This window comes from Sinanaerobacter sp. ZZT-01, assembly GCF_035621135.1.
In the GTDB taxonomy this organism is placed as follows: Bacteria; Bacillota; Clostridia; order Peptostreptococcales; family Anaerovoracaceae; genus IOR16.
The window spans coordinates 2991907-3016627 of record NZ_CP141728.1 but is presented as its reverse complement, the minus strand read 5'-3'; the positions used below and the strand labels follow the sequence as shown (position 1 = coordinate 3016627).

Annotated in this window: 17 protein-coding genes; all 17 read left to right on the top strand. The window is 38.9% G+C overall.

The features are described from left to right. The 17 genes from hydA (at position 1) to U5921_RS14485 (ending at position 24657) form a co-directional block, all read left to right on the top strand. On the top strand, positions 1 to 1401 hold the full coding sequence (gene hydA, locus U5921_RS14565; RefSeq protein WP_324824182.1) for a dihydropyrimidinase: 1401 nt from the start codon (positions 1 to 3) through the stop codon (positions 1399 to 1401). A 220-nt stretch (positions 1402 to 1621) separates the two neighbouring features. Further along, complete coding sequence (locus tag U5921_RS14560) at positions 1622 to 2995, top strand: sigma-54 interaction domain-containing protein (RefSeq protein WP_324824181.1); 1374 nt, start codon at positions 1622 to 1624, stop codon at positions 2993 to 2995. A gap of 326 nt (positions 2996 to 3321) precedes the next feature. Next, entirely contained in the window at positions 3322 to 4860 is a 1539-nt protein-coding gene (locus U5921_RS14555; protein ID WP_324824180.1) for a Na+/H+ antiporter NhaC family protein, read from the top strand. Positions 4861 to 4897: 37 nt separating this feature from the next. Continuing rightward, complete coding sequence (locus U5921_RS14550; protein ID WP_324824179.1) at positions 4898 to 6322, top strand: amidohydrolase family protein; 1425 nt, start codon at positions 4898 to 4900, stop codon at positions 6320 to 6322. A gap of 110 nt (positions 6323 to 6432) precedes the next feature. Beyond that, positions 6433 to 10797 (top strand): PolC-type DNA polymerase III, encoded by a 4365-nt coding sequence (locus U5921_RS14545; RefSeq protein ID WP_324824178.1) that lies wholly within the window; start codon positions 6433 to 6435, stop codon positions 10795 to 10797. Positions 10798 to 10945: 148 nt separating this feature from the next. Further along, positions 10946 to 11425, top strand: a complete 480-nt coding sequence (gene rimP / locus U5921_RS14540; protein WP_324824177.1) for a ribosome maturation factor RimP — start codon at positions 10946 to 10948, stop codon at positions 11423 to 11425. 18 nt (positions 11426 to 11443) lie between these two features. Next, positions 11444 to 12619 carry a transcription termination factor NusA gene (gene nusA / locus U5921_RS14535; protein WP_324824176.1) on the top strand — a complete coding sequence of 392 codons (1176 nt, stop codon included), beginning with the start codon at positions 11444 to 11446 and terminating at the stop codon, positions 12617 to 12619. 15 nt (positions 12620 to 12634) lie between these two features. Next, a complete protein-coding gene (gene rnpM / locus U5921_RS14530; RefSeq protein WP_324824175.1) occupies positions 12635 to 12913 on the top strand; it encodes an RNase P modulator RnpM in 279 nt (92 codons plus the stop codon). Further along, positions 12897 to 13208 (top strand): L7Ae/L30e/S12e/Gadd45 family ribosomal protein, encoded by a 312-nt coding sequence (locus U5921_RS14525; protein WP_324824174.1) that lies wholly within the window; start codon positions 12897 to 12899, stop codon positions 13206 to 13208. The genes rnpM and U5921_RS14525 overlap by 17 nt, the downstream gene beginning before the upstream one ends. A gap of 24 nt (positions 13209 to 13232) precedes the next feature. Beyond that, positions 13233 to 16157, top strand: a complete 2925-nt coding sequence (infB, locus tag U5921_RS14520; protein ID WP_324824173.1) for a translation initiation factor IF-2 — start codon at positions 13233 to 13235, stop codon at positions 16155 to 16157. Between the two features lie 10 nt (positions 16158 to 16167). Next, positions 16168 to 16584, top strand: a complete 417-nt coding sequence (rbfA, locus tag U5921_RS14515; RefSeq protein ID WP_324824172.1) for a 30S ribosome-binding factor RbfA — start codon at positions 16168 to 16170, stop codon at positions 16582 to 16584. A gap of 8 nt (positions 16585 to 16592) precedes the next feature. Continuing rightward, positions 16593 to 17573, top strand: a complete 981-nt coding sequence (locus tag U5921_RS14510) for a bifunctional oligoribonuclease/PAP phosphatase NrnA (protein ID WP_324824171.1) — start codon at positions 16593 to 16595, stop codon at positions 17571 to 17573. Then, on the top strand, positions 17570 to 18568 hold the full coding sequence (truB, locus tag U5921_RS14505; protein WP_324824170.1) for a tRNA pseudouridine(55) synthase TruB: 999 nt from the start codon (positions 17570 to 17572) through the stop codon (positions 18566 to 18568). The genes U5921_RS14510 and truB overlap by 4 nt, the downstream gene beginning before the upstream one ends. Then, a complete protein-coding gene (locus U5921_RS14500; protein ID WP_324824169.1) occupies positions 18565 to 19494 on the top strand; it encodes a bifunctional riboflavin kinase/FAD synthetase in 930 nt (309 codons plus the stop codon). Before truB ends, U5921_RS14500 begins: the two co-directional genes overlap by 4 nt. A 125-nt stretch (positions 19495 to 19619) precedes the next feature. After that, a complete protein-coding gene (rpsO, locus tag U5921_RS14495; RefSeq protein ID WP_417765019.1) occupies positions 19620 to 19886 on the top strand; it encodes a 30S ribosomal protein S15 in 267 nt (88 codons plus the stop codon). A 148-nt stretch (positions 19887 to 20034) separates the two neighbouring features. Beyond that, a complete protein-coding gene (locus tag U5921_RS14490; protein ID WP_324824168.1) occupies positions 20035 to 22155 on the top strand; it encodes a polyribonucleotide nucleotidyltransferase in 2121 nt (706 codons plus the stop codon). A gap of 246 nt (positions 22156 to 22401) precedes the next feature. Further along, positions 22402 to 24657 (top strand): S-layer homology domain-containing protein, encoded by a 2256-nt coding sequence (locus U5921_RS14485; RefSeq protein WP_324824166.1) that lies wholly within the window; start codon positions 22402 to 22404, stop codon positions 24655 to 24657. The last annotated feature ends 64 nt before the right edge of the window (positions 24658 to 24721 follow it).

Genomic DNA, 24721 nt, shown 5'->3' with positions numbered 1-24721 from the left:
ATGAAAACATTAATCAAAAATGGAACGATTTTAACGGCATATAATGAATTTAAAGGTGACATTCTCATTGAAGATGAAAAAATAGTGACGGTGGCAGAGCATATAATCGAAAAGGTTGATAATATGATTGATGCTACCGGAAAATATGTTTTTCCGGGCGGGGTAGATCAACATACACATTTTTCAGCACTTTGCAATGTAGGAGACAAGGATACCGCAGGCTATGAAACCACGGATGCAGTAATCGTAGGAGGAACAACTACAATTATAGACTATGCACCGCAAGATCCAGGAACAGGGTTATTGGATTCCATTGATTATCGTATCAATGTGCGTGCAAAAAATAAAACTTGTGTGGATTTTTCACTGCATGCAATGGTAACAGAAGTAATGGATAGCATCTTTGATGAAATAAAAAATTTTTCTAAAAAAGGAATTTCCAGCATTAAAATTTTTATGGCATATAATGGATCACCACTTCATGTGGATGATGGAGCTTTTTTTCGTATTTTAGAAAAGAGTAAGGAAGTGGGAGTGACTGTCTTTGTTCATGCGGAAAATGGGGAGATTTTAGATTTTTTAAGAAATGAGTGCGTGAAAAAAGGACAGACCACGCCTCACTATCATCATGTTTCCAGGCCGCCGTTTACGGAAGCTGAGGCAGTAAGAAGAGCAATTTATATTGCGGGTCAGACTGGCACACCACTTTATATTGCTCATATGACTTGCCGAGAAGCATTGGCTGCATTGCAGCAAGCAAAGGGAACCAATCAAAAAGTCTTTGGAGAAACTTGTACGCATTACTTAACTACGACCAAGGAAGTTTTAGATAATCCAGATTTTAATGAGGCGGCTAAATTTGTATGCTCTCCGGCATTGCGTGAAAAGGAAGACTGTGAAGCCTTGTGGAAGGCTTTACGTGAAGGCCTGCTAAATGCAGTTGTTTCTGATCACTGCGGAATTGATGTAAGGGAATTGAAGCAGGCAGGAAAAAATGATTTTACACAGATTCCAAATGGTTCGCCCGGTGCCGCAGATCGTCTGCACATGATATGGACCAATGGGGTAATGCAGGGAAAAATTTCAAAGCAGAAATTCGTGGAAATCTGTGCAACACAGCCGGCTAAGATTAATGGAATATATCCAAGAAAAGGTCACATTGATGTGGGCAGTGATGCCGATCTTGTCCTTTTCGATCCAGAGTACCGCGGTGTCATTCGCCTAGGGGATAATCCCAATGGTGTGGATTATAATGTGTATGAAGGCAGAAAACAAATAGGAAGAGTGGATACGGTGCTTCTTCGAGGCAAAGTAGTGGTGGAAAAAGCAAAATTTGTTGGGAAGTATGGTCAGGGTAAGTTTGTATCGGCTAAGACGTATGCTTCCTGTTATCAAGAATAGAGGGGTACAAAGATAGACTTTATCAAACATTTCGTGTCTCCTTTAATTATCGAAGAAGAGTGACCTTTACCACCGATAAAGGTGCACTCTTTTTCCGTTTCATTAGGTTCGATTTATTCTAACTTATTTACGAAATAAAGTTTTTTGCTTCTCGTAGCATATGAAATAGGATAGAATAAAAAAAATAAAACTTTTAGGATGACAAGAAAGGGAGAATTACATGGCAACGCTGAACATTGAACGAATATTGAATATGTATAATTATTTTGATGGGGCCATTATTACCGATGAAAAAGGTAAAATCTTGTATTACACTAATTTTAGAACAGATCTTTACGATTTGAAGATAAAAGAAATTGTAGGCAAGACCATTCTTGAGATTCATCCAGAGATGAAAGAGGAAGACAGCAGCATTATGAGGGTGCTGAAGGATGGGGTACCTATTTACGATCACATTGAAACACTTACTACACCGCATGGACAAGAGATTACCAACATTTATAGTACTCTGCCAATCATTCAGGATGGCAGAATTGTAGGAGCAATTGATCTATCACGCTGCATCAGTGAAGGCGGACAGCGAAAAAATATTGTTTTGCCTAAGTTCGATGGGGACAGCAAGAAGGGTTTGTATCATATCAATGACATCATTACTGCTTCGTCAGAGATGAAACAAATTAAACAGTTGATTCCCCAGATTGCTAATACAGACTCTTCTGTTTTAATTTACGGAGAAACCGGCACCGGAAAAGAACTGATTGCACAGAGCATCCATACCTGTGGAAATCGCAGCGACAAAAACTTTGTGTCCCAAAATTGTGCGGCCATTCCCAGCACCTTACTGGAGAGCATTTTATTTGGTACGGCAAAGGGAAGTTATACAGGAGCTGAAGATCGTCCGGGTCTTTTTGAAACAGCCAATGGAGGAACTCTTTTTTTAGATGAAATTAACTCCATGGAATTAAGTATGCAGGTAAAAATATTAAAAGCAATTGAGGAAAAAAAGATTATGCGTATTGGAGACAATAAACCTGTCTATTTTGATGTGAAGATCATTTCTGCGGTCAATGAAGAACCTTATGAGTGTGTAACAAATAAAAAAATAAGAGAAGATTTGTTTTACCGATTGAATACAGTGCAGATTGACATTCCCCCTCTTCGTGAGCGTATTGTGGATATTTCTTATTTGACGGATTATTTTATTGCGAGTTACAATTCAAAAATGAATAAAAACGTCCTAGGGGTAACAGATGAAGTAAAGGCTATTTTTGAGGATTACAATTGGCCGGGAAATGTAAGAGAGCTTCGCAATCTTATTGAAGGAGCGTTTAATATTATTGGATCTCGTTTTATTCAAAAAAAGAATTTACCACAATATCTCACTCGTAAGTATGATCAAGAACAGGAGAGGTTAGAAGCAAATAATCAAAATATGTCTCTGGTACAGAAGGTAGAATTTTTTGAGAAGAGATTGATTGTAGCTGCGCTCGATTCTTCCTCCGGTGTTACTGAAGCAGCTGATAAATTGAAAATTTCAAAACAGGCATTGAATTACAAGTTATCAAAATATAGATTAAAGGAGTATAATGAATGATGGGAGACCGATAGCTTTGCTATCGGCTTTTTTATAACATACGGAAATATTGCCGTAGAATTGATATTTGCGTATGTTTCAAAGAAAGCACCTTGACTGTTGTCGCCCTTGAGGCGACATGTGGAAATAAGAATCTTTGATTCCGTCATGTCCACTTTTTTTAATAGAGTAAAAATTTTTTTATAAAATACGGGAAAATGGAAAATTTTTTTTACCTTAGAATAGAAAAGAAAATGGAAAAGTCTGAAAATATGCAATGCTTGTGTTTGGCATAGTTTTTGCTTGTTATTAGCATAAAGGTACCATAATAAAAGGAGGAATTCAATATGGACACAAGTTTTGGAATTTTATGTTTATTACCACCAATCCTTGCTATTGTATTAGCATTGATTACAAAGCAGACGATTCTTTCCTTGTTCGTAGCAGTTTGGCTGGGCTCTACTATGATCAATGGATGGAATCCAATTGTGGGATTTGTAAAAATCATCTCAGATTACATGGTTCCATCCATTGCCAGCGAATGGAATGCCAGTTTGCTGATTTTAGTTACTTTATCTGGGGGCTTAATTGCTATGCTTAGGGTAACCGGAGCTGCACAGGCTTTTGCAGGTTTGGTTACAAAGAGCATAAACAATGCAAAAAAAGGTCAAATTGTCACATGCCTTAGCGCCTTTATTTTCTCGTATACGGAACCTTGTCTCATATTAGGTACCATTATGAGACCGGTGACTGATGTAGTAAAGGTATCTAGAGCAAAATTAGCGTATATCTTAGACTCCATGGGCTGCAATCTTGCATCTTTTTCACCGATCAGCAGTTATGGTCCATTTATTACGGGTCTGATTGCAACACAATTATTGGCGGCAGGAATAGAGGCAAATGAGTGGTCCATCTGGGCACAAATGCTTCCATTTAATATGTATAGTCTTTTTGCAATGATCACGGTAATCGTTGTTGCGGTATTTGGATTAAACATTGGACCAATGTATGAGGAGGAAAGACGTGCAAGAGAAACCGGAAAATTATTAGCAGATGGCGTAGAGCCATTAGTTCCGGAAGTGAAAAATGTGCTCCCCGAAAATTACAAGTTAAGTGCGTGGAATTTTGCTATACCTATGGCTTCTTTATTTATCACGTTGTTTGCTGTTATTTTCTGGACGGGTAATTTTTCACAGAACGGTTTTAAGGGCGCATTTTTAAACGGGAACATTACACTGGCGATTTGCATGGCTTTTATTTGCGGTGGTATTGGCGCAGGTGTTGTGGGGGTAATCACTAAATTATTCTCGCCGGCAAAGGGATTTAACCATTTTATTGACGGTATGGCTGACTTGATTTCTGTTCCCTTTATTCTAATCTGTGCATGGTCCATGGGAAGCATTACTGGAACCATGGAAGTGGGGAATTACATGGCTGGCGTGGTTCAGAATTATTTAACACCAGGATTGGTACCAGCAATGGTCTTCCTATTTGGTGCTGGAATTTCTTTCGCAACCGGTTCTTCCTGGGGCGTGTGGTCGATTATGATGCCAATTGCATTTCCGATGGCCGTTGCCTTTAACCTACCGCTTCCTTATGTCGTTGGTGCAGTGATCGGCGGGGGTATGTTTGGGGATCAGTGTTCACCAATTTCTGACACGACTATTTTATCTTCGACAGGTGCTTCTTGTAATCATGTGGTACATGTCATGACACAACTGCCTTATGGAATCGCAGTGGGCGTTTCTGCGTTTCTTGGATTTCTGGTAGGGGGATTAACCAAACAATATGTATTAAGTATAGCAGTTACAGGAGTCATTTTATATGCGATATTGTTCGTAATGACCAAACTATCTAAACAGAGAAATAGCGCGTTGGCTCGTTAAAAAAAATTATAGCTGAAAAGTAATTTGAGGGTAGAAAATGAGAAAAGTAGATATGATTGTAAAGGCACCCCATTTTTATACGATGGAGGGCGATGGTGTAGGATATAAATTAAATGCTGCCATGGTAGTCAATGGTGGTAAAATTGTTGAGATTGCAGAGGAAGAGAAAATTCTTTCAAACTACGAAGCAACTGAAGTCTTGGATATGGAACATCATGCGATTTTACCGGGTTTTATTGATGGGCATATGCATACGGCGTGTAACATTATGCGGGGGTTGGCTCAGGACACCAATAACTGGATGATGTATGGATTGCAACCTTTTGATAATGTGGTAACCAATGAAGAAAAAGATGCGGGAAGCTATGTTGCAATGATTGAGGCAATTAAAGCAGGCACTACAACGTTAGGAGATTATGAATCGAATATGGATAATGTGTGCCGTTTCATCGATAAAGTAGGCGCGCGTGGAAATATTACACAGACAATTCGTGCAGCGAAGCGGCGGGTTTATAAACCAGGTGAGCTCTATGAGTTTGATGATGAATTGGGTGAAGAAAGTCTCGCAAGAAATTTAGCGCTTTATGATAAGTGGCACAACAAAGCAGACGGAAGAATCAAAATTTTATTTGGACCCCAAGGTGCTGACTTTGTCAGCCCAGAAATGCTGTTAAAAATTCAAAAAATAGTAAAAGAACGAAAAACCAAAATTCATATGCATACCCAGCAGGGAGATCGTGAAACCTATCAAATTGAAAAACGTTATGGAAAAAGACCAGTAGCTTTTTTACAGGAGCTTGGATACTTAGATGAAAGTCTCATGGCGGTTCATTTAACGGATTGCAATGATGAAGAAGCAGCAATTGTTGCAAAAAGCGGAGCTTCTCTGATTCTTTGTCCTGGTTCGATTGCGATTATCGATGGAATCGTACCTCCATCTGTCGCTTTTCATGAAGCTGGAGGCAATGTGGCTTTAGGATCAGATCAAGCACCGGGAAATAATTGTCACAATATTATCAATGAAATGAAAAATGTAGCCTTATTTAATAAAATCAAGTACAGCAATCCAGAGATTATGCCAGCATGGAAAGCATTGAGAATGGCTACCATTGAAGGCGCTAAGGCTTGCGGACTTGGTGAGATGGTAGGTTCTTTAGAAATCGGAAAACAAGCAGATTTCATTGCAATTGACCTAAAATATCCCTCAATGTTACCGGTCTATACTTATCCGATGAGAAATATTGTGCCGAATTTAGTTTATAGCGCTAGAGGGCAAGAAGTTGCTCTGGTTGCAGTCGATGGAAACGTAATTATGCAAGATGGAAAAATTAAAGGAATTGAAGAAGAAACCTATCTGAAAGATATTGCAGATTACCCTGCTAGTATCGGGAAAAGAGCTGCTAAAGAGTTTTTTGAAATTTATGGTACGAATGCAAGATTTATGGATCAGGATAAGCTTTAAGTTCCATTTATATGATCGTTTTAAGTAAACATAAATTTACAAAAAGGAGCCGCCATTGTCGCGGTTCTTTTTTTATGGTATACTATGTAAATTAAATAGGGGGTTTTTTAGTGAAGACTTTAATAGAACGCTATATCAACTGGTCACAAATTGGAAAGCACGCCAAGCGAGAGTATATCTATTCAATTGGAAACACATACATTCAGAGAGAAATAAAGCGATTAAATATAGAAATTAAATTAAATTTTATCATTCCTTTTGCTGATGTGCAAAAGTTAAAAGCAGCGTTACAAAGGGAATTTCCTCAGCTTTCTGACGTAGCCTTTTATTTTTTTTATGAGAAAATGATTTTAGAGCCTCAAGAGATTATAAGGCTTGCGATTCCGCATATGATTGAAGAAATTAACGGTACTTATGCACACCTGACCCGGACTATTTTTACCGATGAATATACGTTAAGAGATTCCTTGCTTCAAATTAAGGCACTGGGAGAGACTGCTGTTTCGGAGTTAAACGAGAAAACAGCACGAATTTTTGAGCGGATTATTAAAAGAGATTTTAATTTGGAACTTCAGGTTCGGTTTTTGAATCACCAAGATAGTTATATGCAAAAAGAACAGGAAAAGGCAAAATTAGATGCGAAAGAGCTGGAAAGCATAAAAAATGCGATCAAGGAGGCGGAGGCAAATGCTGCTGTTTGCGGGAGCATGGGCGGAGACACAGGAAAAGGCTCTGCCGATTCAAAACCATGGCAAAAAAAAGGAGCAAGGCTTGTTCGTCAGAAATACACGCCGGTTGAAGGAAATCGCATTATGGGAGAGGACATTGAGGGAGAAGCGGTACCTCTTAAGACTCTGCATAGTGACAGCGGATCAGTCATCATTGAGGGCAGGGTTTTCCGGAAGGAAGGCAGAGCGTTAAAAAGCGGCAGGCAGCTTATTACATTGTTAGTGACCGACACGACAAACTCGATCTGCGTAAAGATATTTGCGAACGAACAAAAGTGGAATGAAATTGATGAACACATCAAAGTTGGGACCGATGTCCGTATTCGGGGAAATGTAGAATTTGATAGCTATGAAAATGCCATTGTCTTAATGGGGCGGGATATGGAGAAAATTCATAAAGACGATCGCAAAGACCTTTCGGAGGAAAAACGGGTTGAACTGCATGTACATACTAAAATGAGTGCAATGGACGGCTTGATTGAAATCAGCGATCTGATAAAAACGGCAGGGTCATGGGGGCATAAGGCTTTGGCAATTACGGATCATGGGGTCGTACAAGCCTTTCCGGAGGCTGCAAAAGCGGTTAAGAAAAACAAATTGGATATTAAGTTAATATTTGGACTTGAAGGATATTTGTTGGATGATGAAGGAAATACAAGTGCAATGCCCACGGGGCTTGATACATCGGGAGAATACGTTGTTTTTGATTTAGAGACAACCGGGTTATCACCCACGGCAAATGAAATCATTGAAATTGGTGCAGTAAAAGTCAAGAATAAAGTAATTATTGATGAATTTTTAACCTTTGTAAAGCCTTCTGTGGCACACCTTCCGGAAAAAATTACAGAACTGACAGGCATTACAGATGACATGCTGAAAGATGCACCGCCTTTGGATGAAATCTTTGACTCCTTTATGACGTTTATAGGGGACTTGCCTTTGGTAGCACATAATGCGGATTTTGACATTTCCTTTGTCCGTGTAGCATGTGCAAAACGAGGAAAAGAATTATTAAATGCAAAAGTCGATACACTGTACATGTCCAGAACGTTATTAAAAGATTTAAAACGTCATAAATTGAATTTGGTTGCAAATGCTTTGGGTGTGGCTTTAGAAAATCATCATCGCGCTGTTGACGATGCGAAAGCTGCTGCTGGAATTTTAATTAAGCTGTTTGATAAAATGGAAGAAGCGGGCTTTACACGCTTAAATGACATTGAGAAAGTAAATGGAAGCAGTGAGATTGACTATAAAACGAAGGGAACAAATCATATTATCTTACTGGCGAAAAATCAAGAAGGACTAAAAAATATCTATGAATTGGTATCGCGATCACATCTGGACTTTTTTTATAAAAAACCAAGAATACCGAAGTCAGTTTTACTTCAATATAGAGAGGGAATTATTATTGGTTCAGCTTGTGAAGCCGGTCAAATTTACCGAGCTGTATTGGAAAAACGCTCTGAGAAGGAAATAGAAAAAATCATAGATTTATACGATTATTTAGAGATTCAGCCTTTATGTAATAATCATTTTCTAATTGAAAAAGGAAAGGTGATCGATGAAGAGGAACTAAAGCAAATCAATCGTTCCATTATTGCTTTAGGGGAAAAATACGGAAAACCTGTAGTTGCTACTTGTGATGCACACTACAAAGACAAAGAAGATGCGATCTATAGAAAAATATTGATGGCAGGGCAAGGCTATAAGGATGTAGAAGATGGAGAGGGCCTTTATCTTCGGACAACGGAAGAAATGCTCGATGAATTTTCTTATTTAGGAGAAGAACTTGCAAAAGAAGTCGTAATCTCTGCACCAAATGCAATTGCGGATATGGTGGAATGCGTTATTCCAGTACCAGAAGGAAAATTTCCACCTAAAATTGACGGTGCGGAGGAACGCCTGCGAAGTCGGTGTATGGAGACAGCATGGGGAATTTACGGAATGCCCTTACCAGAACTGGTACAAAGCCGTTTGGAAAAAGAATTGGATTCGATCATCGGGAATGGATATGCAGTTATGTACGTATCAGCTGAAATGCTGGTACAAAAATCACTAAAAGATGGATATTTAGTAGGCTCAAGAGGTTCTGTCGGCTCCTCTTTTGCAGCTACGATGGCAGGAATTACAGAAGTAAACCCTTTGGTTCCTCATTATATTTGCCAAAATCCAGAGTGCAAACACGTTGAGTTTATTGAGGATGGCAGCTACGACTGCGGTGTGGATATGCCAGATAAAAACTGTCCGAAATGCGGCAGACCATATAAAAAGGATGGATATTCCATTCCGTTTGAAACATTCTTGGGCTTTGAAGGTGATAAGGAACCGGATATTGACTTAAATTTTGCTGGTGAATATCAGCCTGTGGCGCATAAATTTGTAGAAGAGATATTTGGAAAAGAAAATGTGTTTCGTGCCGGAACAATTGGCACAGTAGCCATGAAAACGGCATTCGGTTTTGTCTTGAAGTATTTTGAGGAACGGGGACAAGCTGCAAACAAATGGGAAATTGAACGGCTGGCAACTGGATGTACCGGCGTACGTCGTACGACAGGACAACATCCGGGCGGAATTATTATCGTGCCTCGAGGGCATACGATCTATGAATTTTGTCCGGTACAGCATCCGGCAAATGATACCAAGACAGATATTATCACAACACATTACGACTACCATTCAATTGATGAAAATCTACTGAAACTGGATATCTTAGGACATGATGTTCCGTCTATGATACGTCAATTGCAAGACCTCACTGGTGAGGATCCTCTTGATGTACCTTTGGATGATAAAAAAACAATGGGCATTTTCAATGGTATTGAAGGACTTGATATCAAAATTAACGACTATAAGTACGTGCATGGAAGCTATGGAATTCCTGAGTTTGGCACAAAATTCGTTCGCCAGATGTTAGATGATACGCATCCGAAGCGCTTTGCAGATTTAGTTCGAATTTCCGGCTTTTCACACGGGACTGATGTATGGATTAATAATGCGCAGGAATTTATCCGTAACGGAGAGGCTTCTATGAGCGAAGCGATTTCCACTCGTGATGACATCATGAATTACTTAATTTTAAAAGGCGTTCCTAAAAAAGCATCTTTTAAAATCATGGAGTGTGTCCGAAAGGGAAAGGGATTAACACCGGATCAAGTCGAAATTATGGAAGCAAACGATGTACCGGAGTGGTATATTGAATCCTGCCGCAGAATCAAGTATATGTTCCCAAGAGCACATGCTGTAGCGTATGTTATGATGTCTTACAGAATTGCTTATTATAAAGTTTATTTCCCTGCTGCTTTCTATGCTGTTTTCTTTACGATGAAGATCAGTGAGTTCAATGCTGATGTGATTTTAAATGGACTTCAGGCGGTACAGGATCGAATTAAGGAAATTGAGAACAAAGGAAAAGAAGCGACAAAGAAGGAAGAAGACGAGGTTACGGTATTGGAAGTTGCGTATGAAATGTATGCGAGAGGATTTGAGTTTTTGCCAGCGAAGCTTGGGAAATCCGATTCGGTAAAATTTGAGGTGGTGGACGGAAAAGTTCTGATTCCTTTCTTAGCATTGAATGGAGTTGGCGAAAGCGCGGCAAAACGTTTGACGGAAGAATGGGAGGCGCAGCCGTTTTTTTCCATAGAAGAAATACGTACAAGAGCAAAGCTGAATCGTACGGCAATTGAGGCACTAAAAAACCATGGTGTATTAAAAGGAATGCCAGAATCGGATCAAATGAGTTTATTTTAATACTTTTCTGTGTTTTTCTTGCTATTTTAGTAAAAGTGTGGTATCCTATTAAGGAATAATCGTACTTGATATGTAAAAGCAAAAGAGTGGGCAGTCCCACTCTTTCACTTTTGCTTGGAGAAAATTGCGTTGAGAAAGGAATGTGAGAATGGCCAAAAAGAAGATCACAGAGCTGATTGCTTCTGAACTGCAACCTTTTCTTGAAGAAAATAACTATGAACTTTTCAATGTGGAATTTTTAAAAGAAGGAAGAGACTGGTTCCTTCGTATTTTCATAGAAAAGTGTATCAACGATCAATATGAAAACATTGGTACGGATGATTGTGAGAAGGTGAGCCGATTTTTAAGTGAGCGTTTGGATAAACTGGATCCAATTGAACAAAATTATTATTTAGAGGTCTCTTCACCCGGCATAGATCGCCCTCTTATAAATAAAAAAGATTTTGAACGTTTTAAAGGTTCATTGGTTGATGTGAGCTTATATGAAGCAATTGATGGGCAAAAGCTTATTACTGCAAAATTGGTTCAACTGCTGGAAGATAAGCTTATTTTATTAGATGAACAGGAGCATCAAATAGAATTACCGTTAGATAAAATAGCAAAAACAAAACTATCAGTAGTTTTTTAAGGAGGAATAAAATTAAAGATGAATAAGGAATTTATTCTTGCGGTTGAAGAATTAGAAAAAGAAAAGCAGATTTCAAAAGATTTGCTTATTGATGCAATCGAATCTGCATTGGTGTCTGCTTATAAAAAAAATTATGGAACCTCTCAAAATGTTCGTGTGAATATAAATCGAGAAACCGGCGATATCGATGTTTTTATGAGAAAAGACGTTGTGGAAGAAGTGTATGATCCGTTTATTGAAGTGGATGTGAAAGAGGCTCAGGAAATTGATCCCAACTATGAAATCGGTGATGTGATTGAATACCAAGTGACACCAAAGGACTTCGGAAGAATCGCAGCACAGACCGCAAAGCAAGTCGTTGTACAGCGTATCCGTGAAGCAGAGCGTGGAATGATTTACGATGATTATATCAATCGTCAAAGTGAGATTGTGAACGGAATCATTCAGAGAATCAGTAACGATACAATCTTTATTAATATGGGAAAGACAGAAGGTATTTTGGCAGCTACCGAGCAGGTAAAAGGTGAACATTACGAAGTGAATCAGCGTGTCAAAACATTCATTATGGACGTAAAAAAGACAACAAAGGGACCGCAAGTATACCTTTCAAGGTCACATCCAGGCCTGGTTAAAAGATTATTTGAATTGGAAGTGCCTGAAATTCAAGAAGGAATTGTAGAGATTAAGAGCATTTCCCGAGAAGCTGGCTCCAGAACAAAGATGGCAGTTTTTACTAACGATGAAAATGTTGATCCGGTCGGAGCTTGTGTCGGAGCACGAGGTACTCGTGTGCAGTCTATAGTAGATGAATTATTCGGGGAAAAAATAGATATTATTAACTGGAGTGAAGACCCTGAAAAATTAATCAGTAGTGCATTGAGTCCGGCAAAAGTAGAGCAAGTTATGATTAATGAAGAAGAAAAGTCAGCGACGGTTGTCGTTCCCGACTATCAATTGTCCCTAGCCATCGGAAAAGAAGGTCAGAATGTTCGGCTGGCAGCAAAACTTTGTGGATGGAAAATTGATATTAAAAGTCATTCACAGTTCCAGCAGTCGGAAGATTATTTTGTGGATTTAGACGACTTAGAAGAGGAAGAAGTAAATGATTTTAATGAAGAACCGTTAGATGAGTTTGAAGAAGATGGCATTGTTATTTTAGACGAAGATGTAGAAGATATGACACACGAAGAATAAAGAAGGTATGTGCATATGAAAGTAAAAAAAATACCAATGAGAAGGTGTGCTGGCTGTATGGAATCAAAGCCAAAACGCGAATTAATACGTATTGTTGCAGAAGGTGAACATTCCCTGCGTATAGATAGTACAGGAAAAGCAAATGGACGCGGTGTTTATTTATGCCCGAATCACAATTGTTTTACTTTGGCAAAGAAGAAAAAAGCAATTGGGAGAAATTTAAACATCAATATCAGTGAAGAAGAATTAAATCGTGTTTTTGAGGAGCTTACCAAATATGAAGCAAAAGATTGAGACCTATTTGGGATTCGCTAAAAAATCAAGAAATTTAATTTCGGGATATAATGCTTGTATCTATGCAGCAAAGAAAAAACAATTAAAATTGTTGTTAATTGCTGAGGATGTTTCTGAAAATACAAAGAGTAAATTCAATAAATTGGCGAAAACCGGAAACATTCCAATAAAAATTTATGGAACAAAAGATATATTATCAAGACTAACCGGAGAAGTAGACAAAGGGATATTTGGAATCTCAGATAGTCATTTTGCCCAAATTATTGGAAAGGAATTGGATAACAAAATGGATTGAAGAAAAAAGAAGGAGGTGTATTCTATGTCAAAAAGAGTATATGAACTGGCAAAAGAATTGAATCTGGCCAATAAAGAAATGTTGGAAAAGATCAAGTCGATGGGAATAAAAGTAAAAACTCATATGAGCGTCATAGAAGATGAAGACGCAACGGCAATAAAGAATACGATAGCACATGGGAAGAAAATAACCGATCATGCAGCAGAAGGAGCAAAAGCGTCAAAAAAAGAAGGAGAAGCAAAGGTGACTACAAAACCAACATCGAAGCTAGATAATAAAACAGCAGAAAAGCCACTACAGGATAAGGCATCGGTGAAGGAGGAGACCACTGCATCAACGAGTAAAGCTGCACAAGATAAAAGTATGGCTAAGACAATCATTGCGCCGAACGGAAAAACAATGCTGCAGGGGAAACCTATGCCTAAAAATGCTGTACCGCAAACCATAGCTGTAGAAGAAAAGATGGAAGAAAAAGTGGAAGCAAAAAGAGAGATAAAAAATGAAGTAAAAGCAACTGCAAAGGAAGATGTACCAGTTACTGCTGCTCAAATTATGGGAAGACCGGAGCCACAGAAATTTAAAATTATTAAAACCAGTGAACAGGTGACAAAAGAAGCGGAAGAAAGAGCTGCACGTGTAGCTAAAAAGAAGGCACAGGCAGAAAAACTTCCACAGCAGAGCGAAAAGAAACCGAATGAAACAAGAAGAAATGATTCGTATCGAGATCGAGACGGACAAAGAAGCCAACAGAATCGAACAAATCGCAGCGGAAACAATCAAAATAGCAGATATGAAAAGAAAGATTCTGAGGGGAATTTTGCACGAGGAAATCGTTCTGAAAGAACTACAGATCGAAGTTCAGATAGAAATGTAAATCATACAGATAAAAATAACCGTCCAAATCAAGGAAACCGTTCAAACCAAGGGAATCATTCTTCCAAAGATCGAAATACAGGGAAGGATCGTTTTAGTAAACCAGAAGTTGCTGGAGATGTCTTGGTTACGAAACCGTCCAGAAACAAAAAGCAGAATGACAAAAATGATTATAAAAAAGAATCCAATAAAGCTCCGCATCATAGAACTTTTAAACCTTTGGATTTGACAAAATCTACGCCTAAAAAACACAAGAAAAATAAAGCAGAAAAAGTAGCAAATCAAGTGGAAGAAAGCAATATCGAGGCAGAGGAACTACCAGTTGGAACTAAAATCATTACTGTTCCAATTACAGTAAAGGGGTTATCCGAGCAAATAGAAAAGTCGACATCTCAGATTATTATGGCGTTGATGAAGCTTGGAATTATGGCAAATATTAATCAGAACATTGATGAAGATACTGCAATTCTTTTGGGCGCAGAATTAGGAGTAAGCATTGTAGTTGGAAAAGTAGATCAAGAAGTCGTTGAAGAAGGCTTGGAACTCTTTGAAGACAAGAAAGAAGACTTGAAGTCGCGGCCGCCGATCATTACCGTAATGGGTCACGTTGACCACGGAAAGACATCCCTATTGGATGCCATTCGGAAGACCAGCGTTACAGATCGTGAAGCTGGAGGTATTACACAGCATATTGGAGCTTCTGAAGTCGTGTTAAATGGTAATAAAATTGTGCTTTTAGACACTCCTGGACACGAAGCATTTACTGCGATGCGTGCAAGAGGAGCAAATGTAACCGATATTGCGATTCTTGTTGTAGCAGCAGATGATAGCGTAAAACCTCAGACGATTGAGTCTATAAGTCACGCAAAAGCTGCCGGCGTTCCAATTATTGTGGCAATCAACAAAATGGATAAACCCGGAGCAAATCCAGAAAAAGTAAAGCAGGATTTGACAGAACATGGCATTTTAGTAGAAGATTGGGGAGGAGATACAATTTGTGTTCCTGTCTCTGCAAAATCTGGTGAAGGCATTGTAAGCCTGTTGGAAATGGTATTACTTCAAGCAGAAGTATTGGAATTGAAAGCAAATCCAAACCGTTTAGCTATGGGTACTGTTATTGAAGCTCGTCTAGATAAATCAAAAGGACCAGTTGCGACCTTATTAGTATTGAATGGTACGCTAAAGGCAGGGATGTCCGTAGTTGCCGGAACTTGCAGCGGCCGAATCCGTGCTATGACAAACTTTAAAGGGGATACCATTGCAAAGGCAGGTCCTGCAACTGCAGTTGAAATCTTGGGATTAACCGAGGTGCCGGAAGCTGGGGATGAATTTAATGCAGTTCGTCAGGATAAACTGGCGAGAGAAATTGCAGAAAACAGAAGAACTAAGATGCGTGAAGAAGTGATGGCACGCAATTCCAGCGTGACACTGGAACAATTATTCAGCCAAATTGAAGAGGGTGAGATTAAAGAATTAAACCTGATTATTAAAGCGGATGTACAAGGTTCTGTAGGAGCGTTAACAACTTCATTAGAGAAACTTAAAAATGAAAATGTAAAAGTACGCATCATTCATTCAGGCGTCGGTACAGTAACCGAATCCGACATCATGCTTGCAAACACGTCGAATGCCATTATAATCGGTTTTAACGTAAGACCGAGCACAGCGGTAGCTACGTTTGCAGAACGTGAGGGCGTAGAAATACGAAATTACCGTATTATTTATGAGGTGATTGATGACATCGAGGCAGCTATGAAGGGCATGCTTGATCCGGTATTTAAAGAAGTGGTTCTGGGTAAGATAGAGGTAAGAGATACCTTTAAAGTTCCGGGAGTTGGAATTATTGCAGGAGCTTATGTCTTAGAGGGAAAAGTGCAGAGAAATGCGGAAATAAGATTAGTTCGTGACGGAATTATCATTCACGAAGGTAAAATCTCTTCACTAAAACGCTTTAAAGATGATGCGAAAGAAGTTGCTTCAGGCTATGAATGCGGCATAGGAATCGAAAATTTCAATGATATAAAAGAAAACGATATCATTGAAGCTTTCAAAATGGAGGAAATAGAAAGAAAGTAAGAGGATTATTATGGGGAAGGGTTATCGGGCCGGCAGGCTCGGCGAAGAGATTCGCCGAATTGTGAGCGGAATGCTGTTAAGAGAACTGAAAGACCCCAGATTTAAAGGAATGTTAAGTGTATCTGCTGTTGATGTTACTTCTGACGGCAGCTACGCTACTCTTTATATTACAGCAATGAATTTTGCTTCTGACAAGGAGCTAACAGAAGAGGAAAAAGAAGATGTTCTTCTTGCATTTCGTAAATCAAAAGGTCGAATACGAAGTGAAATTGGCCGGCAGGTGAAAATTCGACACATACCGGAATTAATATTTAAATTTGATACATCTATGGAATATGGACTTCATATGGAAAAAGTGATGGCAAAGTTAGGGCTGGATCAGGATAAAGAAAATAAGAAAGAAAAGCATTTGGAAGATTTAGAATAGGTGAGGTCATGCAAAATAACACATTAAAAGAGATCGGAGAACAGCTGCTTTCAGCAAACCGCATTTTATTGTTTCCGCATATGCAAATTGATGGAGACGCTTATGGATCCGCTGTGGCACTTTGCTATGCTTTAAGAAATTTAGGTAAGGATGCCTATGTTTTATTGGAAGATAAAGTTCCTGCATTTCTTTCTTTTTTAACCCAAGATTTTTGTTTGGAGGGAGAGCCGCCATTTGAATCTGCGGATATATCCATCGCGATTGACTGCAGTGACGTGGAACGCTTTGAAAAGCGAAAAGATTGTTTTTTTAGAGGGAAAACCTCTGTTTGCTTGGATCATCATATGACAACGAAAGTGTTTGCAGATTATAACTATATCGACGCAAAAGCTGCAGCCACTGGAGAAATCATTTATGACTTACTGAAAGTGATAGATTGTGAATTTAGTCCGCTCATATCAGATGCGCTTTATGCTGCAATCACAACAGATACAGGAAATTTCCGATACTCTAATACGACTAAGCGTACACATATGATTGTTGCAGATTTGTATGATAAAGGCTTGAATCATGCAAAGGTATGTGTTGAGATTTATGAAAATGTTCGAAAAGAAAGAATTGCCCTTTCTGCGAATGTCCTAAAAGATTTGCATATTTTTTGTGAAGGAAAAGCTGGATTGGTTTCTGTCACACAAAAAATGCTGAGGGATAATCATGCTTCTTTGGAAGAGACGGAAGGAATTATTGATACTTTAAAAAGTATAGAAGGCATTGAGATAGCAGTACTTTTAAAAGAAAAAGAAGATGATTTGATCAAAGTTAGCCTGAGGGCAAAGAGCTATGGAAATGTTGCGGAAATTGCAAAAAGTTTTCATGGAGGAGGTCATATTAAGGCTGCAGGCTGTACCATTCACTCCCCTTTAGCAGATGCAAAAAAGATGATTATACAGGCAGTTGAAAAGGAATTGGCGAAGGGAAGCTCTTTATGATAAAAGATGGAATCATCAATTTATTAAAACCTGCAGGGATGACTTCACATGATGGAGTGTCCATGCTCCGCCGTCTTACCGGAGTGAAGCGAATTGGGCATACAGGTACGCTGGATCCGTTCGCAGTCGGAGTTTTACCTTTATGCATTGGAAGTGCTGCAAGAATCAATGAATACCTTGATTTGGATGAGAAGCGATATCGCTGTGAAATGCAGCTTGGTATAGAGACCGATACGCAGGATATTTGGGGGGCTGTCATCGCATCGAATCCCGAAAAAGCTGCAAAGGTTACTCTAAATCAAATTCAATCCGAATTAAATCAATTTAAAGGGTATATTAAACAAATACCGCCGAAGTATTCGGCGATTCGAGTAAATGGGAAACGGCTTTATGAATATGCAAGAGCGGGAGAAAGTGTAGAAATTAAAAGCCGTCCTGTAGTTATATCTGAAATAGAACTGATTTCATATCATAAGGATACGGGTAGAATTATGATTGAAATCCTTTGCTCGAAAGGCACCTACATACGGTCGATTTGTCAGGATTTAGGACAAGCGCTTGGTTGTGGTGCGGCTATGAGTTTTTTACTGAGAATACAAAGTGGCGCTTTTCATTTAGACAATTCCGTAACCATTGAGGAACTTCAAAACTGGGCTAACGTTTCTGAAAGTGGCAAATTAGATATAGAACATACAGATGAATATCTGCTCCCTACGGATAAACCACTGTGTTATTTTGGAAGCCTTTTATTGTCGCCAGGAAGAGAAAAATGGTTTTTAAACGGAGGCTATCTGATTGAAAGAGATGTAAAAAGGATAGAAGAGCCATTTCAAAATTATGATATAGAGAGCATTCAGCGTCGTATGGAGCATTTAGGAATAAAAGAAATCTATCACCAGGCCTACAAGGTTTATTCAAATCAAACCTTTTTGGGAGTTGTATTTTATCAGCCACAGACAAATCGATACGTTGCAGATAAGGTGTTTTACAAATGAAAGTATTTACAAAATTAGAAGAAATTAAAAACATACAGCCTACAGTAATTGCATTAGGAAACTTTGATGGGATTCATAAAGGACATCAAGAATTAATTCGGCGTACGGTGAAAAGTGCCAGAATTGCAGGATTAAAAAGTGCAGTGTTTACATTTACGAATCATCCGAAGAACGTTCTTTCTGGAACCTCTTTAATTAAAAATATTTTATATTTTGAAGATAAAGTTCGTATATTGAAAACACTTGGCGTAAATTATTTATTTTCCATTGATTTTGATGAACACATTCAATGCTTAAACCCAAATGAGTTTATAGAAAAGTTGCTTGTGAATACGTTTCGCATGAAAGAAGCTTATTGCGGGTTTAATCATCGATTTGGGTATAAGGCAGAGGGAAATCCGGAAATACTAATGCAGCAAGGATTAAAGTACGATTATGGCATCCATGTCCTTGAACCTTATAAAGTGAATGGAAATGTAGTCAGCAGCACCTTAATACGAAATTTAATTGCTGTCGGAGATGTGGAGACTTGTATGCTGTATATGGGCAGGTACTATAGCGTTGGCGGTACGGTAGTCATAGGCAACCGCATTGGAAGAACGATTGGGTTTCCAACTTCAAATATAACTATTGATGAAACGATGGTAACGCCGGCAAATGGAGTATACGTAACGAATTGTACTTATAACGGCATTTGCTATCACAGTATTACAAATGTAGGTTTAAAACCGACAATTGGATTAGAAAAGCGTAATATTGAAACACATATGTTTGATTTTAATAAAGAAATTTACGGAAAAGAAATACGCGTGGAATTTCTGAAAAAAATACGAAATGAACATAAATTTAAAGATGTAAAGAGTTTAAGTGAGCAGATTCAGAAGGATTGTCTATCCGCACGACAATTTCATGAAAAAATGCAGTAAAATAAGCCTTTACAAAACTTTGGATAACATGATATGATAGAGTGTAAAAATTATACCTATAACTGAGTAATGCGAATCTCCGACGTAGTACCCGGTTGCAGGTGAATAAGAAAAGGAGAATCATCATGATTACACAAGCAAAAAAAGCAGAAATTATTAATGAGTATAAAACTCACGAAGGAGATACGGGATCTCCAGAAGTTCAGGTTGCAGTTTTGACCTACAGAATTAATGACCTGAATGAGCATTTAAAAATTCACAAGAAAGACTTCCACTCCAGAAGAGGTCTTTTAAAGATGGTAGGGCAGAGAAGAAATCTTCTAGGCTACTTGAAATCCAAAGACGTTGAAAGATATAGAGATTTAATCGCACGTCTCGGATTAAGAAAATAATCAAAGAAAAGGCGGGGATTTACCTCGCCTTTTTTTAAATCGGGTGCGGGTCAGGCTTGAGAACTTAACTTATTGATCGGAGAGTTGACAATAGGTTAACTTGTCAAGCCGGACCTGATTAACAATTGAAAGGAAAGGTTTTTAGTAAATGAGATTTGAGGATTACAGAACGTTTAAAACAGCATTAGGAGGCCGGCTCCTGCAGTTGGAGATTGGGAAAGTCTGCGAGATGGCAAGCGGACAGGTCATGCTTCGATATGGCGATACGGTTGTTAACGTGACCGCAACCTGTTCTGCAGCACCAAGACAGGATATTGATTTTTTCCCTCTAAGTGTAGATTATGAGGAAAGAATGTATGCAGCAGGAAAAATCCCTGGCGGATTTATTAAAAGAGAGGGACGCCCCTCTGAAAAGGCAATTTTAAATTCACGTTTAATAGACCGACCGATACGCCCTCTCTTCCCAAAAGGATTTTATAATGATGTACAGGTTGTAGCTACAGTTATGAGTGTGGATGCTGATTGTGCGCCAGAGATTGTGGCAATGATCGGTTCTTCTGTCGCATTGTCCATATCCGATATTCCGTTTGATGGACCGACTGCTTCCGTTATGGTTGGAAGAATTGATGACCGTTTTATCATTAACCCAAGCAAAGAAGAAAGAGAAGAAAGTGATTTACATTTAGTTGTATCCGGAACAAAGGATGCAATTATGATGGTAGAGGCTGGCGCAGATGAGGTACCAGAAGATGTTATTTTAGATGCAATTATGCTTGGGCATGAAGAAATTAAAAAGTTGGTTGCTTTTATTGAAGATATTGTAGCGGAAGTCGGAAAACCAAAAAGAGCGCTGAATTTATATACAATACCTGAGGACATTGATACTGCAGTTCGAGAGTATGCAGAAGACAAAATGAGAGCTGCCATTCAGACCTATGACAAACAGGAACGTCTAGATAATATGGATGCAGTTGAAACAGAAACAAAAGAATATTTTGCAGAAATTTACCCAGAAAATCCAAAAGACATCTCTGCTATTTTATATAACATAACAAAAGAGCAAGTTAGAAGTCTTATCTTAGATGATGGAATACGTCCGGATAATCGTAAATCAACAGAAATCAGACCAATTTGGTGTGAAACTGGAGTCTTACCTAGAACACATGGAACCGGATTGTTTAAAAGAGGGCAGACTCAGGTTCTTTCAGTAGCAACATTAGGTGCAATGGGTGATGCACAGACGATTGATGGAATTGGAGATGAAGTGCAAAAACGCTATATGCACCACTATAATTTCCCACCATACAGTGTCGGTGAAGCAAGACCGATGCGAAGTCCCGGAAGACGTGAGATTGGACATGGAGCTCTCGCAGAAAGAGCTTTAATACCAGTATTACCGTCCATAGAAGAATTCCCTTACGCGATTCGTGTAGTATCAGAAGTTTTATCTTCAAACGGGAGTACGTCTCAGGCGTCTGTATGTGGAAGCTGTTTGGCATTAATGGATGCTGGCGTTCCAATTAAAAAACCAGTAGCTGGTATCGCTATGGGTTTGATTGAAAGAGTGGAGGAAGATGGATCCAGTAAAATTGCAATCCTTTCCGATATACAAGGTATGGAAGACTTTTTAGGGGACATGGACTTTAAAGTAGCAGGAACTGAAAATGGAGTTACCGCTATTCAGATGGATATTAAAGTGCACGGATTATCAAAGCAGATTTTACAGGATGCATTAAAACAGGCCCATGACGGAAGAATGTTTATTATGGAGCAGATGATGCAGGAGCTCTCTTCACCAAGAGAGGAATTATCACCTTATGCACCGAGAATTATATCCATGCAAGTTCATCCTGATAAGATACGTACGATTATCGGACCGGGTGGAAAAACAATTAATCGTATTATTTCTGAGACCGGTGTTAAAATTGACATCAATGATGAAGGTCTTGTTTACATTGCAGCACCTGATATGGAATCTGCGAATGCAGCAGTTAAATCGATAGAGCTTCTTGTAAAAGATGTAGAAGTCGGAGAAACTTATGAAGGCAAAGTGATGCGTTTAATGGCATTCGGAGCATTTATAGAAATTCTACCTGGAAAAGAAGGATTGCTTCACATTTCTAAAATGGCAAAAGAGCGTGTAGAAAAAGTAGAAGACATCATGAATGTCGGCGATACCGTAACGGTAAAAGTAGTTGAAATAGATAATCAGAACCGGATAAACCTAACAAGAAAGGGTCTGGAGGAAATTGAGATCGTAAAAGCTTAATCGTTACCAACTGTCAAACTATTGAATCAAACATCATAAAAAAAGCAGTAAGAGTGGGATATCCAAATTAATCGGGTGTCCTACTTTTTATCTAGCAGAGATAAAAGAGTATCTTTAGAGAACTTTGGGGATCGAATTTAACAGAAATGTCACAGAAAAGAAATCAAACAGAACCTTGATATTTCTATGGTAATTTTATAGAATGAAACAGTCAAGAAATATGGAATAAAAAAGGGAGAAAGGGATATGCAGAAAAAGAAATTAGCAGCCATACTTGCGTTAAGCTTAACGTTAAGCACGGTGTTAAGTGGATATGCATTTCAAGAAGGAATTGGAAATATCTATTATGAATCGAATCGAGAAATCGCAAATCAGACATACATAAAAGAGCAGATAGCAGGACATATTCAAAATGGGATTGAACATGCTTATATGGTAAACAGTGATGAACTGGATGGATTGATACAGCCGTATGTATTCTCCGGTGAAGTCGCCGGAAAATACACATTAAGCAGCATGATCGACTGGATTGAACAAGGCGGGTATCGTGTCATTGCCGGGATTAACGGAGATTTATACGATACTGCATCGGGTACACCGAAAGGGTTAACCGTACATAACAATAAAATAAAAAGCTCTGGATATGCTCCAGATCGTGTTCTGGCTTTTGATGCATCGGGTGCAGCTTCTTTGGCTGCCGTCAATTTAACGTATACTGCAAAAGCGAATAATGGAAACGGCGAAATCCCAATGCAGATCAATTATTTTAATGTTCCGCATGGAGGGGCAAAGGGATTACATTTGTTTAATCGTCAGTATGCTTCTACAACAAAGACTTCTGGAAATTGTGTAGAAGTTTTACTGGACGCAGGAAACTTAGATAACACGGAGCCGATGATTGGTGGAACCATAACGGCAACGGTTGTGTCAGTCACGCAAAATACCAGAAATACTGCGATGACAGATAATCAGATGGTACTGTCAACAGTATCAGATTCTGCAAGTGCACCGATCCTTTCTTCCTTGACACCTGGAAACACAGTTGAAATTTCCGTTACGGATAATGATGAGTCTTTAACGAATAAAAACGAAGTCATTGGTGTATATCATGTGATTGCAGAGAACGGAAAGGTAACAGCGACCAGCAATTCTGTTAACCCAAGGACTGCTGTTGGCATTAAAGAAGATGGCTCTATGATAATCTATGGTGTAGATGGGAGGCAGTCTTCTGTTTCTGCTGGTCTTGGACTGGTTGATTTGGCAAAGCATTTGATTGCACAAGGATGTACAACCGTTTTAAATATGGATGGAGGCGGGTCAACTTCCTTTGCTGTTAGGTACCCAGGAATTTCAGATAAGGCATCCGTGATTAACTCTCCGTCTGAGGGCAGTCTTCGAAAACTTAGCAATGGATTATTTTTGGTTTATGAAGGATCTGGTAATGGAATTGCCGAAAATCTTCATATTTATTCTGCAATGACGTTAGCTATGCCTGGTGCTGATGTACAATTTAAAACGTATGCTTCTGATTCCCACTATGAATCAGCAAGCCTTCCAGGAGCCTTATCTTATGAAGTCACAAAAGGAAAAGGAACGGTAAATGATACGGGTTATTACACTGCCGGAATGGAGGCAGGAACAGAAGAAGTGACTGTAAAATCCGGTGATCTTTCTGCTACAGCCGAGGTACAGGTAGTGGATGATATTATTTTCACCCCTTCGGTAAGCAGCTTAACGATAGACCCAAAAGGAACAAAGGATATCAATGTTGTTGCAAAATTTGGATATGCTCCTGTCAAATCCAAGGACTCTTTATTTAAATGGTCCTGCGATAAAAACATTGGAACGATTGATGAAAACGGATTGTTTACTGCGACAGAACAAGCTGCGATTGGCGGTTATATTTATGTTGGCTATGGAGATAAAACAAAATCCATTCCAGTTCAAGTTGGAGGGACGAAAATTACATTTGAAGACATTCAAGAGCATTGGGCAAAAGACTATATTGAAAATCTTGCAGGAAAGTCAATTGTAAAAGGCATGAGTCAAACGATGTTCCAACCAGATTCTCAGTTGACACGTGCACAATTCTTAACTATGCTTGCGGCCGCTTCTAAGGAAGACGTACAAAATGTTCAACCGAGTGGGTTTGCGGATGTTCCAAGCACAGAATGGTATTACAACTATGTAAATTGGGGAGTATCCAAAGGTATTGTAAAAGGGATGGATGAAATCACTTTTGCACCAAATTCAAACATAACGAGAGAGCAAATGGCCATTATGCTGAAAAATTATGCAACATTAGCAGATATTAAGCTTTCTTCAGAAGGAAATACTGCGTTTACAGATTCCGCTCTCATTAGCCCGTGGGCATTGGAAGCTGTGCAGGAGATTACATCAGGTTCTGTTATGAGCGGAAGACCAGAAGGAAATTTTGACCCGCAGGGACTTGCAACCAGAGCAGAAGCAGCGACAGTGCTTTGTAAAATGCTGAATCAATAAACCTTCCTAAATTTACAAAAGAATAAAATCTATAAAAAAGGAATAAGAAACAGCACTTCAAACA

Coding starts and splice junctions, on each gene's coding strand:
- U5921_RS14560 (WP_324824181.1), top strand. CDS start 1,622: ATGGCAACGCTGAACATTGAACGAATATTGAATATGTATAATTATTTT.
- U5921_RS14485 (WP_324824166.1), top strand. CDS start 22,402: ATGCAGAAAAAGAAATTAGCAGCCATACTTGCGTTAAGCTTAACGTTA.
- U5921_RS14510 (WP_324824171.1), top strand. CDS start 16,593: ATGCAAAATAACACATTAAAAGAGATCGGAGAACAGCTGCTTTCAGCA.
- U5921_RS14500 (WP_324824169.1), top strand. CDS start 18,565: ATGAAAGTATTTACAAAATTAGAAGAAATTAAAAACATACAGCCTACA.
- U5921_RS14490 (WP_324824168.1), top strand. CDS start 20,035: ATGAGATTTGAGGATTACAGAACGTTTAAAACAGCATTAGGAGGCCGG.
- nusA (WP_324824176.1), top strand. CDS start 11,444: ATGAATAAGGAATTTATTCTTGCGGTTGAAGAATTAGAAAAAGAAAAG.
- rbfA (WP_324824172.1), top strand. CDS start 16,168: ATGGGGAAGGGTTATCGGGCCGGCAGGCTCGGCGAAGAGATTCGCCGA.
- rnpM (WP_324824175.1), top strand. CDS start 12,635: ATGAAAGTAAAAAAAATACCAATGAGAAGGTGTGCTGGCTGTATGGAA.
- rimP (WP_324824177.1), top strand. CDS start 10,946: ATGGCCAAAAAGAAGATCACAGAGCTGATTGCTTCTGAACTGCAACCT.
- truB (WP_324824170.1), top strand. CDS start 17,570: ATGATAAAAGATGGAATCATCAATTTATTAAAACCTGCAGGGATGACT.
- U5921_RS14525 (WP_324824174.1), top strand. CDS start 12,897: ATGAAGCAAAAGATTGAGACCTATTTGGGATTCGCTAAAAAATCAAGA.
- U5921_RS14550 (WP_324824179.1), top strand. CDS start 4,898: ATGAGAAAAGTAGATATGATTGTAAAGGCACCCCATTTTTATACGATG.
- infB (WP_324824173.1), top strand. CDS start 13,233: ATGTCAAAAAGAGTATATGAACTGGCAAAAGAATTGAATCTGGCCAAT.
- rpsO (WP_417765019.1), top strand. CDS start 19,620: ATGATTACACAAGCAAAAAAAGCAGAAATTATTAATGAGTATAAAACT.
- U5921_RS14555 (WP_324824180.1), top strand. CDS start 3,322: ATGGACACAAGTTTTGGAATTTTATGTTTATTACCACCAATCCTTGCT.
- hydA (WP_324824182.1), top strand. CDS start 1: ATGAAAACATTAATCAAAAATGGAACGATTTTAACGGCATATAATGAA.